Source organism: Rhizobium rhizoryzae, from assembly GCF_011046895.1.
Taxonomy (GTDB): Bacteria; Pseudomonadota; Alphaproteobacteria; order Rhizobiales; family Rhizobiaceae; genus Neorhizobium; species Neorhizobium rhizoryzae.
Map to the genome: position 1 here is coordinate 42,938 of NZ_CP049250.1, position 13,161 is coordinate 56,098.

A 13,161-nucleotide genomic window follows, 5' to 3' on the forward strand; every position below is an offset into this window, starting at 1 on the left:
ATCAGTGTTTTCCGTGTACCAGGCCGTGGATGAATTCCAGCTTGGCCACGACCGTGGGCGTCAGGATGAAGGGATAGAGATCCGGCACGCCCATGGACCGGTGGATACTGTTGAGTGCCACTGAAAAGGGAATCCAGACGTCCACCAATTGTGCTGCATCTCTCGCCTTGTAGGGATTGAAGGCAACCTCTGACGCAAGATCCTCATGGCCGCGCGGTTCGATGGCAATGCCGAAAGAGCGAGCAGTTTCCAGCGTATCCACGATGTGGAGATAATGCGCGAAGCTTTCGGCGAAATCTTCCCACGGATGGGTGCTGGCATAGGTGCTGATGAAGCTCTCCTGCCAATTTGGCGGCGGGCCTTGTTCGTAGTTGCGGCGCAGGGCTTCGCTATAATCTTCGGTCTCATCGCCAAAGGCCAGCCGGAAAGGCCCTAGTCGGTCGCGATCGCGCACGAGCTTGTCCCACATATAGTGGCCCGTCTCGTGGCGGAAGTGACCGAGCATGGTGCGGTAGGGCTCGTTCATGGAGACACGAACCTGCTCACGCGTGGCATCATCGGCTTCCGCAGCACGAATTGCGATCAAACCATCCTCATGGCCTGTCATGGCCGGAACGACTGTGCCGTCCGGCTGCACTTCATCGACCAGAAAATCGAAGACCAGACCGCCTTCCGGGTCTTCCTCACGGGTCGTGCGGGGAAGGTCCCACTTCAACATCGAATAGAACAAATGCCGTTGTGCCTGGCTGATCGTGCGCCATTGCCGCAATCCCTCCTCGGTCGAGGCATCCGGCACCAGACGATTGTGGCGACACGCGACGCAGAATGTTTCTGAACCCTCTGCGGGCATCGTCCAGTTGCAAATGTCATTCACTTCGTTCGTGCAGAGGCGCACCTTGTGGTCAGGCCGCGCAATCAGGCGCCAGACACCATCGCCCTCATCTTCCAAAGCATGCATAGCCATGCGCTCCGGCACGAATGCAAGCCGGTGGCCGCAGTTTACACAAACCCTGTTGTCGAAATGGATCGACTGACCGCAATGATCGCACTCGAAAAGGCGCATCTTTATTTTCCAATGAGGTGATGAGGTAGTCTCATAGTAAAAACCTGCTCCGAGGGGACGCGGAACAGGCTTTTACGTATTAATTCAGAAAAGTATCAGGCGCGATCTACGACGTTCTTGACCGCATCCTTTGCTTCACCCTTGGCAACCTGGGTCTTACCCTTGGCTTCCTGGGCAGCGCCCTTCGCTTCAAGCGAGCGGTTATCGGTCATGTCGCCGACAGCCTGCTTTGTCTTGCCAGCCATTTCGTTAGCCTTGCCGGAAATCTTGTCGCTCATGCTACCCATGGTGTTTTCTCCTTGATTGGCCTGATCTTTTTCTTCATCAGGCTTCAGTCGGATAACGTACCTTGGTCAAGTTTGTTCCGGATAATTTTAAAATCGTTGCTCTATACTTCAGGCGTGTCCGGCGTTGGGAGACAGAAGCTCAGGGCTGACACCCATCGTCGCAAGCGCCCGCTCATATTTGGCATCAAGAGAGCGGTCGAAGATGAGGCTGTCGGTCGCCGGGCAGTTGAGCCAGACATTATTGCCGATCTCCGCCTCCAATTGACCTGGACCCCAGCCGGCATAGCCGAGCAGCATTGTCGCCTTCTGCGGGCCGCGGCCATCATAGATGGCACGCACGATATCCAGCGTCGCAGTGAGCGAGATATCCTCACTGACAGGAATGGTGCTTTCACTGACATAGTCATCGGAATGAAGCACGAAACCTCGCCCGGATTCCACCGGACCGCCACTCAGCACCGGAAAGTCCCGTGTGGATGTGGGAAGCATGATTGCATCACTGGCTTCGATGATCTTGACGTGCTGCAAAAGCTCCGTGAAGGACACCGCCTGCGCGCGGTTGATAATGAAGCCCATGGCACCCGCCGAGGAATGGGCGCAGATGTAGACCACCGTGCGGGTGAAATTTCCATCTGCCAGGCACGGCATGGCAATCAGGAACTGACCGTCCAGAAAGCCGCGCTCCCGCTTGTCCTTGATGTGCGAAATCATTGCCATGATGCCTCCAGTGTTCGGTTAAACCGGCCCTCGGGGCGGGCGGCGGATGTTTTATTAACACCCTCTCCACCAAGATGGGGCAGGCTGCGCTATCAATCAACCGAAAATGAAGAGCCTTGTGACGTTGTGACTGGCAAGGCATCAAGTGCTCGACTAAATCTCCGATCATGGCTTCAATACTGAAAACCGGTTTGCGGTTCCAAACTCTCTGTCTCGGCCTGCTTGCCACGCTCGCAAGCTCGCTTACGCCTGCCCATGCCGAGATGTCGGACTGGGCGGTGAACGATGGCGGGCGCATGCGCATCGTGGCCTTGCCACCGGAGCCCGACGGGACGGTGCGCGGCGCCTTGCAGATCGAACCGCGTGACGGCTGGATTACCTACTGGAAGCAACCGGGACAGGCGGGCATTCCACCCCAGCTTTCGCTGGCGCCGGACAGCGGCCTGACCCTGACCGACATGAAGTTTCCGGTGCCCAAGCAGTTCGTGGACGGCGACGTCCGCGATCTTGGTTACGACCATCCCGTGACACTGCCGTTTACGGTCAAGATCACCGATGCGAGCCGTCCGGCGGTGTTCAAGGCTTCCGCGTTCATCGGTCTCTGCCGCAATATCTGCGTTCCGTTCCAGGCGGAGTTCCAGGTCAACCTGCTCTCCAAGAAACTTCCGCTCGAAGAAAACCTGATCCTTGATGAAGCCACACGCCATCTGCCGGAAGTACCCTCACCCGATTTTGCGGTGGCAGAATCAAAACTGGGTTCTGATCACAAGAAGCTCAAGCTTTCGCTGAAGCTGCCCGAGGGATCGCCCCGGCCTGATATCGTGGTGGTGGGACCGGACGGTCACGTACTGCTCGATCAGGAACATGCCAAAACCTCCGGCGGCATCTATTCTGTGGATATGCCGCTTGGCAAACTGGCCAACAAGCCAATGCAAACCGGACAGGACTGGAGCCTTCTGGTGATTGCAGGCAACAGAGCCATGGAGACCCCGCTTGCCATCGAATAGGCGGGCTCTATAGTGCGGCGCATTCCTATCAACCGCACGAAGGACAAAAGCTATGACGATTGCTGAAGGCGATACCCTGCCGCAGGCCAAGTTCAAGGAAAAGACCGCTGACGGCCCGATCGAGGTCACGACAGACGAGCTGTTCAAGGGCAAGAAGGTCGTCCTTTTCGCGGTTCCGGGCGCCTTTACCCCCACCTGCTCGCTCAACCATCTGCCGGGCTATCTTGAAAATCGCGATGCGCTGCTGGAGCGTGGCGTGGATGAGATCGCGGTTGTTGCCGTCAACGATTTCTTCGTGATGGGTGCCTGGGCTGAAAAGACCGGCGGCACCGGCAAGATCCGCTTCCTGTCGGATTGGGATGCCAGCTTTACCAAGGCCATCGGCCTTGAGCTGGATGCATCCGGCGCCGGCCTCGGCATTCGTTCCAAGCGCTATTCCATGCTGGTGGAAGACGGCGTTGTGAAGTCGCTCAACATCGAGGAATCACCCGGTCAGGCAACCGTGTCTGGCGCTGCGGCGATGCTGGAACGCCTGTAATCTCACTATTCTGCGCTGACGAGCGGCCTCCATCCGGAGGCCGCTTTTTTTATTGCGATCACGTCACCCGTTTCGCCATGCACACCTTGCCCTTATTCCGCCATTTTTGTTATAACATAACCGTAATGTCATAACATTCATGAGGCGCGGATGCGCAACTCCCTGTTTTTCATCGATCTCCTCCAGCGCTCCGCGCTTGTTCGTCTACTCGGCGTCGGTGTCGTGCTGGCCCTCCTGTGGCTGGCAGTCCACTGGGCGATTTCGCTGCCATGAGGACGCCCGTCCTTTCGCTTTCGAACCTGACGGTCACCTACGACCGGCATCCGGCGGTTCATCATGTAAACGGTCAGATCGCTGAAGGCAGCCTGACTGCCATTGCGGGGCCGAATGGAGCGGGCAAATCCACGCTTCTGAAGGCGATCATTGGCGAGTTGCGGCCCGCCGAGGGACGGATTGAGCATGGTTTGCGTCGTACGGAAATCGGCTATCTGCCGCAGGCCGCAGAGATAAACCGTCGTTTTCCCATTTCTGTTCTGGATACGGTTCTGCTGGGTGCATGGAAGAATACCGGCGCCTTTGGCGGCGTGAACGGCAAGGATCGAGCGGATGCGATGCACGCCTTGCAGGCCGTTGGTCTTCAGGGTTTTGAGCGCCGCTCCATTGGCTCGCTTTCAGCGGGGCAGTTTCAGCGCGTGTTGTTTGCCCGCCTGCTGGTGCAGGATGCAAAGGTCATTCTGCTGGACGAACCCTTCACGGCCATCGACGCACGCACCACACGCGATCTTCTGGAGATCGTGCGGAACTGGCATGGCGAAGGCCGCACAGTGGTGGCCGTGCTTCATGATTTCGAGCAGGTGCGGCAGCATTTTCCTGAAACGCTGCTGATTGCCCGTGAACTGATCGCCTGGGGACCGACGACCGAGGTGATGTCTGCCGCCAATCTTTCCCGCGCACGTGCCATGGCCGAGCGTTGGGATGAGAACGCCGCCGTCTGCGAGGACGCCGCATGAGCGCCTATGACATCTTCATCGCGCCGATGATGGATTACGGCTTCATGCGTCGTGCGCTTGTCGCGTGTCTTTGTCTGGCGCTGGGTTCCGGCCCGATCGGCGTCTTCCTCATGATGCGCCGCATGAGCCTGATGGGCGATGCACTCAGCCACGCCGTGCTGCCAGGAGCGGCCATCGGCTATCTCGTCGCCGGTTCCCTATCGCTGACGGCCATGGGGCTCGGCGGGTTGATTGCCGGGCTTTCCGTTGCCGTTCTTGCGGGCATCGTCAGCCGTTTCACGAACCTGGCGGAAGATGCGAGCTTTGCCAGTTTCTACCTCACGTCACTGGCGCTGGGCGTGCTGATCGTTTCCTTGCGGGGCTCCAACATCGATCTTCTGCATGTGCTGTTCGGCACCATTCTCGCGATCGACGAAGAGGCTCTGATCCAGATCGGCCTGATCACCTCGCTGACACTGGTCGTGATCGCAGCCATCTATCGCCCGCTGGTCGCCGAATGCTTCGACCCCGGCTTCCTGAAAGCGGTCGGTGGGCGCGGCCCGCTCTATCACTACATCTTCCTGTTGATGGTGGTGCTGAACCTCGTCGCCAGCTTCCAGGCGCTCGGCACGCTGATGGCGGTGGGCCTGATGATGTTGCCAGCCGCAACGGCCCAACTCTGGGCGCGCAGCCTGTCCACCATGCTTCTCGTCGCCTTCGGCTCTGCGCTGGTTTCAGGATATGTGGGCCTGATCGCCTCGTATCATCTGGAACTGGCATCCGGTCCGACAATCATCATGACGGCCGCATGTCTCTACGGCTGCTCCATTCTTGTTGCGCCCTCCGGCATCATGCGGCGCTTCTTTCCCCTCCCTCACCTCAAAGGCTAACCCAGGAGCATTGTCCATGTCTTCCCGCCTGCTGTTTCTCTCCGCTGCCATACCCGCCATCATGGCTTTCACCGCACCTGTCTCCGCTGCCGAACTGAAGGCCGTTGCCAGTTTCACGGTTCTTGCCGACATCGTTCATCAGGTGGGCGGCGACAAGGTACAGGTTTCCACGCTTGTGGGTCCGGATGGTGACCCCCATGAATTCGAGCCGACACCTGCCAATGCCAAGGCGCTGAAGGCGGCGGATGTGGTGTTCGTCAGTGGCGAAGGGCTGGAAGGCTGGATGGACCGCCTGATTTCCGCATCGGGTTTCAAGGGCAAGCCGGTGGTGGCTTCCGAAGGCGTGAACACGCGCACCATGGACGAGGATGGCAAGACGGTGACCGATCCGCATGTCTGGAACAGCCCGGTCAATGTGAAAGTCTGGGTCGCCAATATCGAAAAGGCGCTTTCCGCAGCCGATCCTGCAGACGCCGCAACCTTCAAGGCCAATGCGGAGGCCTACAGCAAGAAGCTGGACGAGTTGAACGCCTACGCCCATTCCAAGCTGGACAAGATCCCGCAGGAGCAGCGCAAGGTGCTGACCAGCCATGATGCGTTTGGCTATTTCGGACGTGAGTACAAGGTCAGTTTCCTGGCGCCGCTGGGTGTTTCCACCGAAACGGAAGCCTCTGCCGCTGACGTGGCCAAGCTGATCGAGCAGATCAAGGTTGAAAAGGTGAAGACCTACTTCTTCGAAAACTCCAACGATCCGCGGCTGGTCAAGCAGGTGGCAAAGGCGACGGGCGCCAAGCCGGGCGGCGAGCTTTATGTCGAGTCTCTCTCCAAGCCGAAGGGGCCCGCCTCCACCTACGAGAAGATGTTCCGCTTCAACGTGGACCAGATGGCCGCTGCCATGGAGAAGGCGAGCTGACCATCACACAGATCCGGCGCAACCTGCTCCCCCTCACTTGGCAGGTCACCGGTCGAATGAGGGGGCTTGCCCAGCCCCCTCGTTCTGTCATTTTCTTGAAGCGTGTTGCTTCGCTCTTGACGCTTTATCTCTTTGTTTTATCGCATGTCGTGATCGCAAGACCGCTGCACACTTTTAGCTACGACATGCTCAAGTCTCGAAATCGAAGACCATCAATCCGGCGAGACCGCCATCGCAAGCCGCGACGAGGCGATCACCGACCGCAACATGCTCCGGATGAACGAGGTAGGCGTCACGCGCATCGGCGTTTTCGAACGTGACAACAAAGCCATCGCGAAAACCACCGCTCAGGCCTTCCGGCGAGACGTTCGGTCCGTGCTGGATCTCAACAATGCCGGGGATACGTTCCTTCAAGGCCGCAAGCGCCTCGAAAAGCGCCGCCTTTTCCTCTGCCGGCAGCGATGCTTTGAGACGCAGAAATACACAGTGCAGGATCATGCCGTCCCCTCCCATTTATAGCTTTCTTGCGTTGAGCCCGGTCGGTTCAACGCTTCTTGAACGGCTCCATGCCGAGCCTTGCCAGTTCGTCCGCCCGTTCGTTTTCCGGGTGACCCGCATGGCCCTTGACCCAGTGCCATTTCACCTTGTGCCGCTGGTTGGCGACATCGAGTTCCTGCCAAAGTTCACCATTCTTGACCGGCTTCTTGTCCGCCGTCTTCCAGCCGTTCTTCTTCCAGCCGAAGATCCACTTGGAGATGCCGTCCATCACATATTTGCTATCGGTATGAAGGTCGACCTCGCAGGGGCTCTTCAGCGCATTGAGCGCGCTGATCGCCGCCAGCAATTCCATGCGGTTATTGGTGGTTTCTGGCTCGCCGCCATAGAGTTCCTTTTCATTCTCCCCGTAGCGAAGAATGGCGCCCCAGCCACCCGGACCCGGATTGCCCGAACAGGCACCGTCGGTAAAGATCTGCACCTGTTTCATGCGGCGGGCTCCAGCCCATATTCGGATGCAGCTTCGATCGCGCGGTGAAAGCGCGATTTGCGCAGGTATTCGATCGGATCTTTCTTGACCACCAGAGCGCCCTCCGGCGTCGTCAGCCAGTCGTAAAGCCGCGTCAGGAAAAAGCGTAGGGCCGAGCCCCGGCACAGGACCGGAAGAGCCGCAATCTCATCTGCGTTCAAGGGACGAACGGACTGGTAACCGGCAAGAAGCGCGCTGCCCTTCGCGAAATTATAGGCGCCATCGGGCTGGAAGCACCAGGCATTCAGGCAGATGGAGACATCGTAGGCCAGAAGATCATTGCAGGCGAAATAGAAATCGATCAGTCCTGACAGGCGATCGGACAGGAAGAACACATTGTCCTGAAACAGATCGGCATGGATGACACCCTGCGGCAGATCCTGCGGCCAGTGGCTGACCAGATAGTCGAGCTCGGCGCCGATTTCCTGCTGAAGACCGGGCAGAACCTCATCGGCACGCGGGGCAGCCTTGGCCCACAGTTCCTGCCAGCCATTCACCGAAAGCGCGTTGCGGCGGGTAATCGAAAAGTCGCGTGCCGCCAGATGCATCTGCGCCAACGCAACACCTACGGCATGGCAATGCTGTGCTTCCGGCTTGCGCAGCCACATGCCTTCGAGGAATGAAATGAGCGCCGCCGGGCGACCCGACAGTTCACCGCAGATTTTGCCATCATGACGCGGCAGCGGCAGCGGGCAATTCAGGCCCTTCTGCGCAAGGTGCTGCATCAGCCCGAGGAAGAAGGGCAGATCACCTGCGTCGACCCGCTTTTCATAGAGTGTCAGGATCAGCGGATCCTTCGTGGTATGCAGCAGGAAATTGGAGTTCTCGACGCCCTCCGCGATCCCCTTGTAGGAGGTCAGTTCGCCCACATCATATTCGCTGAGAAAATTGCGAAGGTCGTTTTCGGTAATGTCGGTATAGACAGCCAAGAGCTCTGGTCCTGCATTCGATCCTGCGTTGGACATGAAATACACAGCAGGATGGCCCTGTGGCTAGTGCCGCGGGCACTTCAGGCACAGGAATTCTATCGGGTCTACAGCGGTCTTGACGTTCGATAGCGGTTGATCAGCCAGCCGGCGAGCAGGCCGAAAGCCGCGCCCGCCGCCTTGATCAGCGCGTCTCGCACTTCCGGATGGCGGGTCGGTTGCAGATATTGAAGCAGCTCGATGGCAAAGGCGGATGCGATGATGAAGGCCGTCGAAATCAGGAAATAACGGGGATAGGCCACGACGAAGAGGCAGGACAGCAGCGCAAACGCCAGCGCGCGGTCCACATTCACCGGCAGAACATCATGCGGGCGCAGGCCGATGGGAGAGACGGTTGCGAAAATAATGAAGGCAAGGGTCGACCAGGCCAGTATCTTGAAGAGCTTTTCCGACATGGTTCCGTGCTGGCTCGGGTTTTATCAGCGCTTAGTGACGGAAACCTGTGGCCAAGTAAAGGCGGAAGCTGCGACAGCGTTAATCGCAAGACTTGCGCCGGATCCCAACTCACCCGTTCACCCAGGCCATATCCTCGCGGGTCAGCTCGATATCGCGAAGCTCGCGGTTGACCAGGAAATGTTCGTTTTCTTCCGTTGTGATCGCCAATTCGACACTGGCATCGAAACGCTCCCGGAAGGCTTCGATGATTTCATCGACAATGACTTCCGGCGCCGAGGCACCGGCGGAAATGCCGAGCGTGCCTATCGTGCCGATGCTTTCCCAATCGATTTCGGAGGCCCGCTGAACCAGCAGAGACCGCGTGGCCCCTGCCCGCAGAGCAACCTCCACCAGCCGCTTCGAATTGGATGAATTCGGAGCACCGACAACTATGAAGAGATCGCAACCGGGTGCGGCCTGCTTCACGGCTTCCTGCCGGTTGGTGGTGGCATAGCAGATGCTGTCTGCCGAAGGCGCCGTCAGGTTTGGAAAACGCTCCTGCAGCTTGGCAATCACGCCCGCCGTATCATCGACCGAAAGCGTTGTCTGCGTCACATAGCCCAGATTGTCCGGATCCGATGGCTGGTAACCCCCGGCATCTTCCACGGTCTCAATCAGCGACACCGTTCCTTCCGGCAATTGCCCCATCGTGCCGATGACCTCCGGATGACCCGCATGGCCGATCAGCACGACGTGACGGCCAAGCCTCTGGTGGCGCATGGCCTGCTTGTGCACCTTAGACACCAGCGGACAGGTGGCATCGAGGTAGAACAGATTACGCGACTGCGCATCCTCCGGCACGGATTTCGGCACGCCATGGGCGGAAAACACCACGGGCTGATGCCGATGTTCCGCCGGGATCTCGTTCAGTTCCTCGACGAAGATGGCGCCCTTTGCCTCAAGCCCTTCCACGACATAGCGATTATGGACGATTTCATGACGCACATAGACCGGAGCGCCATACCGCTTGAGCGCCAGAACCACAATCTGGATTGCCCGATCCACCCCGGCACAGAAGCCGCGCGGGCCGCACAGGCGAATGTTGAGCGGGGGACGGGAAACCTGCATGTTCATCGACAAACCTAGCCAGCAATCAGCACAAAAATCAGGGCGATGGCCGCCGGAAGCGCCTGAATGACGAAGATCTTCCGGGAGGCCGTTGCCCCTCCATATAGGCCAGCGACCAGCACACAGCCAATGAAAAATAGCTTGAGCTGATAGGCAACCCCAGCATCGGGATGGACAAGCGCCCAGAGAAGCCCTGCGGCCAGGAAGCCGTTGTAGAGACCCTGGTTGGCCGCCATGACCTTTGTTGCTTCTGCCCGCTCGGGCGTCAGGCCAAAGGCCTTTCGTCCCCTGGGCTTGGTCCAGAGAAACATTTCGAGCACAAGAATGTAGATGTGCTCAAGCGCAACCAGCGCAACCAGACTATTTGCAATAACAGACATTCAAATCCCCCTCATAAAACAATGATATGCAACACCGCGATTGCCCTTCACCGGCCAGTCGGATCATCCTTTCGACGACGGAACACCATGGCAAGCGAGACCCCGACAAGCGCCGCAGCAAGGCCGTACCAGGTGACCGCATATTGCAGATGGTTATTCGGCAATTCGAACTGCGTGACGCCCGCTTTCGGCCAGCCGCCCGGGGGCTGCACGGCATCATCCGCATCGACAAAGAAGGGCACCACATTTACCGGATCGAGGTTCGTGGACCGCACCATCGCTGTCCAGTCCTTCCAGTAGAAGATGTTCTTCTGCAGATCGTTATCCGGCACAAGCGAGGATGGCTTGCCTTCCAATCGGTTGCGGAGGTAACCGGTCAAGGCGACGGTCCCCTGCACCTCTCCCGCCTGCCGTTTGTCCGCCTGCTTCAGATCATAGGGCACGAACCCCCGGTTGACGAAGAGCTCCCGCCTATCGGCCAGTCGCAGCGGCGTGTAGACATAAAAACCCGTGCGGCCAGCATCCGTGGCAAAGAAATGCCGCTCCTTGGTGTGATCGAAGACACCTTCGACACGCACGCGCAGATATTCCTGATCCTGCCCGGTTTTCAGCGCCGTTTCGGCATCGACCAGTTCGACCGGCGCCGCCTGACGGCGGGCCTCCATTTGCGCCAGTAACTGCTCTTTCCAGTGAAGGCGCTGGACCTGCCAGGTGCCGAGCGACAACAGGATGGCGAGAGCGACCAGAACCAGCACGGCGGAAACGAGCTTGCGACGAGGCGACATGCGGGGCGGCAGCGAAGGGGACTGATCAGCCACGGTCTATGCTGCCTTCATGGGCACTGTGCTTGTATTGCAAGGCAATCAGGACGCCCTTCAACAAGCGCAGCGAGCCAAGGCAGATGACGATGGAGAATGGTGCCGTGACGATGAAATGCAGCCAGATGGACGGGTGAAAGGTGAATTCGAACCAGAGCGCAAACCCGACCACCACGAATCCGACCAGCAGCATCACGAAAACCGCCGGACCATCGCCTGAATCCGCAAAGGAGTAATCAAGGCCGCAATTGCCGCAGGCAGGCCGAACCTTCAACAGGCCATCAAACAGCCTGCCTTGACCACAGCGCGGACAGGAACCGGACAGGCCAGCGCGGATTGCATCTTGCGGCGGGTAATGGGCTTCATCCTGCATTGTCAATCTATCCGCTAACTTTGCCTATTGTCTGCACCGACGTTACCCGCAGCCAAGGCGTCTGTCCAAATGGAAAAGGGCGACCAGAGCCGCCCTTTGCACATTCAAGTGAAGCGTTGGCTCAATGAGCCAACGGTGCTCCCCAACCACCCCAGATGTAGATGGTGAAGAACAGGAACAACCAGACCACGTCAACGAAGTGCCAATACCAGGCGGCGGCTTCGAAGCCGAAATGCTTCTGCGGTGTAAAGCCACCATTGACGGCGCGCAGCAGGCAAACGATCAGGAAGATCGTGCCAATCAGGACGTGGAAGCCGTGGAAGCCGGTGGCCATGAAGAAGGTTGCGCCATAGATCGAGTTCTTGAAGGCGAACGGAGCTTCGGCATATTCGTAACCCTGCACGAAGGAGAACAGAACGCCGAGCACCACGGTCAACAGCAAACCGTTGATCAGGCCCTTGCGGTCATTGTGCAGCAGGGCATGGTGCGCCCAGGTAACGCAGGTGCCGGACAGAAGCAGGATGACCGTGTTGTAGAGCGGCAGATGCCAGGGATCCAGCACTTCGATGCCCTTCGGAGGCCACTGGCCGCCGGTTGCAAGAACGCGGCTCGCCTGGATCGCTTCGTTGGCATAAAGGCTGGCATCGAAGAAGGCCCAGAACCACGCCACGAAGAACATGACTTCCGAGGCGATGAACATGATCATGCCATAGCGCAGATGCAGCGAAACAACACGCGTATGGTGGCCTTCGCGGCCTTCCTTGATCGTATCAGCCCACCAGCCGATCATCGTGTAGATGACGATGGCCAGACCGATGAAGAACAGCCACGGCGTGGCAAGGTTCAGGCCGAACATCTTGAATTCACTACCATGCAGGTAGCGCATGAAGCCCACACCGCCGAAGGTGAGAACGAAAGCACCGATGGAGGCAAGCAACGGCCACGGGCTTGGATCAATGATGTGGTAATCGTGCTTTTTCTGATGTGCGTCTGCCATGTCGAAGTCCCCGGTCTTTCTCCTCAAGCCCCCGCGCCAGGCGGAGGAGCCCTCTCTTACAGTTTACGGCCCGTCTCGCCCGTCTTATCCTGCAAACCGGCAACCGGCTTGGCCCCCTGGCTTGGATAGAACGTGTAGGACAGCGTAATAGTTCTGATATTCTTGGTTTCTTCTGCCTTGGTGATCTCTGGATCAACGAAAAACACCACCGGCATTTCCAGAGTTTCGCCTGGCTTCAGGGTCGTTTCCGTGAAGCAGAAGCACTGGACCTTGTTGAAATAGGCACCCGCCTCCATGGGCGTGACATTGAACACGGCCGTTCCGGTTACCGGTGTCGGCGATTTGTTCGTTGCCTTGTAGGTGATCTGCACCGTTTCGCCGATCTTCGGCTCAACGGAATTCTGCACCGGCTTGAACTCCCAGTTCAGCCCGGACGACGTATTCGCGTCGAAGGTAACCTTGACCGTCTGATCGAGAACCGTATCGGAAAACTGCTCGACCCGCTGGGTGGTGCCGTTATAGCCGGTCACCTGGCAGAACAGGCGGTACAGGGGAACGGAGGCATAGGCGGCGCCCACCATGCCGGCCACGAACACGACACAGCCGACGAGGATCGAACTGTTGTTCACCCGGCGCTGCGCTGGCTTTGCGGCTTCAGTCATGTGGCATCCTCCTC

The 13,161-nt window shown here is 58.5% G+C and carries 19 protein-coding genes; 6 read left to right on the plus strand and 13 right to left on the minus strand.

Going from position 1 to position 13,161, the window contains the following annotated elements; genetic code table 11:
- Position 1 precedes the first annotated feature (1 nt).
- From G6N80_RS06530 to G6N80_RS06540, 3 genes are all read right to left on the minus strand, one after another.
- Positions 2-1,063 carry a zinc-binding metallopeptidase family protein gene (locus G6N80_RS06530; protein WP_165132485.1) on the minus strand — a complete coding sequence of 354 codons (1,062 nt, stop codon included), beginning with the start codon at positions 1,061-1,063 and terminating at the stop codon, positions 2-4.
- A gap of 95 nt (positions 1,064-1,158) precedes the next feature.
- The gene (locus G6N80_RS06535; protein ID WP_062553002.1) at positions 1,159-1,350 is read right to left on the minus strand and encodes a CsbD family protein; all 192 of its coding nucleotides are present in this window, start codon (positions 1,348-1,350) and stop codon (positions 1,159-1,161) included.
- Positions 1,351-1,458: 108 nt separating this feature from the next.
- Positions 1,459-2,067: a YqgE/AlgH family protein gene (locus G6N80_RS06540; RefSeq protein ID WP_165132488.1), complete on the minus strand. Its 609-nt coding sequence runs from the start codon at positions 2,065-2,067 to the stop codon at positions 1,459-1,461.
- Positions 2,068-2,234: 167 nt separating this feature from the next.
- On the opposite strand from G6N80_RS06540, the gene G6N80_RS06545 reads away from it, so the two are divergent.
- The 6 genes from G6N80_RS06545 to G6N80_RS06565 all read left to right on the plus strand — a co-directional run bounded on the left by G6N80_RS06545 (position 2,235) and on the right by G6N80_RS06565 (position 6,404).
- The gene (locus tag G6N80_RS06545) at positions 2,235-3,074 is read left to right on the plus strand and encodes a protein-disulfide reductase DsbD domain-containing protein (RefSeq protein ID WP_165132491.1); all 840 of its coding nucleotides are present in this window, start codon (positions 2,235-2,237) and stop codon (positions 3,072-3,074) included.
- Positions 3,075-3,126: 52 nt separating this feature from the next.
- Positions 3,127-3,612: a peroxiredoxin gene (locus G6N80_RS06550; protein ID WP_062553005.1), complete on the plus strand. Its 486-nt coding sequence runs from the start codon at positions 3,127-3,129 to the stop codon at positions 3,610-3,612.
- A gap of 150 nt (positions 3,613-3,762) precedes the next feature.
- A complete protein-coding gene (locus G6N80_RS23480) occupies positions 3,763-3,885 on the plus strand; it encodes a hypothetical protein (RefSeq protein ID WP_280139160.1) in 123 nt (40 codons plus the stop codon).
- Positions 3,882-4,622 (plus strand): metal ABC transporter ATP-binding protein, encoded by a 741-nt coding sequence (locus G6N80_RS06555; RefSeq protein ID WP_165132494.1) that lies wholly within the window; start codon positions 3,882-3,884, stop codon positions 4,620-4,622. Before G6N80_RS23480 ends, G6N80_RS06555 begins: the two co-directional genes overlap by 4 nt.
- A complete protein-coding gene (locus G6N80_RS06560; protein ID WP_062553007.1) occupies positions 4,619-5,491 on the plus strand; it encodes a metal ABC transporter permease in 873 nt (290 codons plus the stop codon). The genes G6N80_RS06555 and G6N80_RS06560 overlap by 4 nt, the downstream gene beginning before the upstream one ends.
- Positions 5,492-5,507: 16 nt before the next feature.
- Positions 5,508-6,404, plus strand: a complete 897-nt coding sequence (locus tag G6N80_RS06565; RefSeq protein ID WP_165132497.1) for a metal ABC transporter substrate-binding protein — start codon at positions 5,508-5,510, stop codon at positions 6,402-6,404.
- A gap of 189 nt (positions 6,405-6,593) precedes the next feature.
- Here G6N80_RS06565 and G6N80_RS06570 read toward each other — a convergent pair whose 3' ends face one another.
- The 10 genes from G6N80_RS06570 to G6N80_RS06615 form a co-directional block, all read right to left on the minus strand.
- The gene (locus G6N80_RS06570) at positions 6,594-6,902 is read right to left on the minus strand and encodes a Dabb family protein (RefSeq protein WP_062553009.1); all 309 of its coding nucleotides are present in this window, start codon (positions 6,900-6,902) and stop codon (positions 6,594-6,596) included.
- 46 nt (positions 6,903-6,948) lie between these two features.
- Positions 6,949-7,389 (minus strand): ribonuclease HI, encoded by a 441-nt coding sequence (gene rnhA, locus G6N80_RS06575; protein WP_062553010.1) that lies wholly within the window; start codon positions 7,387-7,389, stop codon positions 6,949-6,951.
- Complete coding sequence (locus G6N80_RS06580; RefSeq protein WP_165132500.1) at positions 7,386-8,357, minus strand: homoserine kinase; 972 nt, start codon at positions 8,355-8,357, stop codon at positions 7,386-7,388. Before G6N80_RS06580 ends, rnhA begins: the two co-directional genes overlap by 4 nt.
- 104 nt (positions 8,358-8,461) lie before the next feature.
- Positions 8,462-8,809: a VanZ family protein gene (locus tag G6N80_RS06585; RefSeq protein WP_165132503.1), complete on the minus strand. Its 348-nt coding sequence runs from the start codon at positions 8,807-8,809 to the stop codon at positions 8,462-8,464.
- Between the two features lie 109 nt (positions 8,810-8,918).
- Positions 8,919-9,923 carry a 4-hydroxy-3-methylbut-2-enyl diphosphate reductase gene (ispH, locus tag G6N80_RS06590; RefSeq protein WP_165132506.1) on the minus strand — a complete coding sequence of 335 codons (1,005 nt, stop codon included), beginning with the start codon at positions 9,921-9,923 and terminating at the stop codon, positions 8,919-8,921.
- 8 nt (positions 9,924-9,931) lie between these two features.
- On the minus strand, positions 9,932-10,297 hold the full coding sequence (locus tag G6N80_RS06595) for a DUF1304 domain-containing protein (RefSeq protein ID WP_062553012.1): 366 nt from the start codon (positions 10,295-10,297) through the stop codon (positions 9,932-9,934).
- 47 nt (positions 10,298-10,344) lie between these two features.
- The gene (locus tag G6N80_RS06600; RefSeq protein WP_062553249.1) at positions 10,345-11,082 is read right to left on the minus strand and encodes an SURF1 family protein; all 738 of its coding nucleotides are present in this window, start codon (positions 11,080-11,082) and stop codon (positions 10,345-10,347) included.
- A 25-nt stretch (positions 11,083-11,107) separates the two neighbouring features.
- A complete protein-coding gene (locus tag G6N80_RS06605) occupies positions 11,108-11,488 on the minus strand; it encodes a DUF983 domain-containing protein (protein WP_062553013.1) in 381 nt (126 codons plus the stop codon).
- Positions 11,489-11,609: 121 nt separating this feature from the next.
- Positions 11,610-12,485, minus strand: a complete 876-nt coding sequence (locus G6N80_RS06610; RefSeq protein WP_062553014.1) for a cytochrome c oxidase subunit 3 — start codon at positions 12,483-12,485, stop codon at positions 11,610-11,612.
- A 56-nt stretch (positions 12,486-12,541) separates the two neighbouring features.
- Positions 12,542-13,147 (minus strand): cytochrome c oxidase assembly protein, encoded by a 606-nt coding sequence (locus G6N80_RS06615; RefSeq protein WP_062553015.1) that lies wholly within the window; start codon positions 13,145-13,147, stop codon positions 12,542-12,544.
- Positions 13,148-13,161 lie beyond the last annotated feature (14 nt).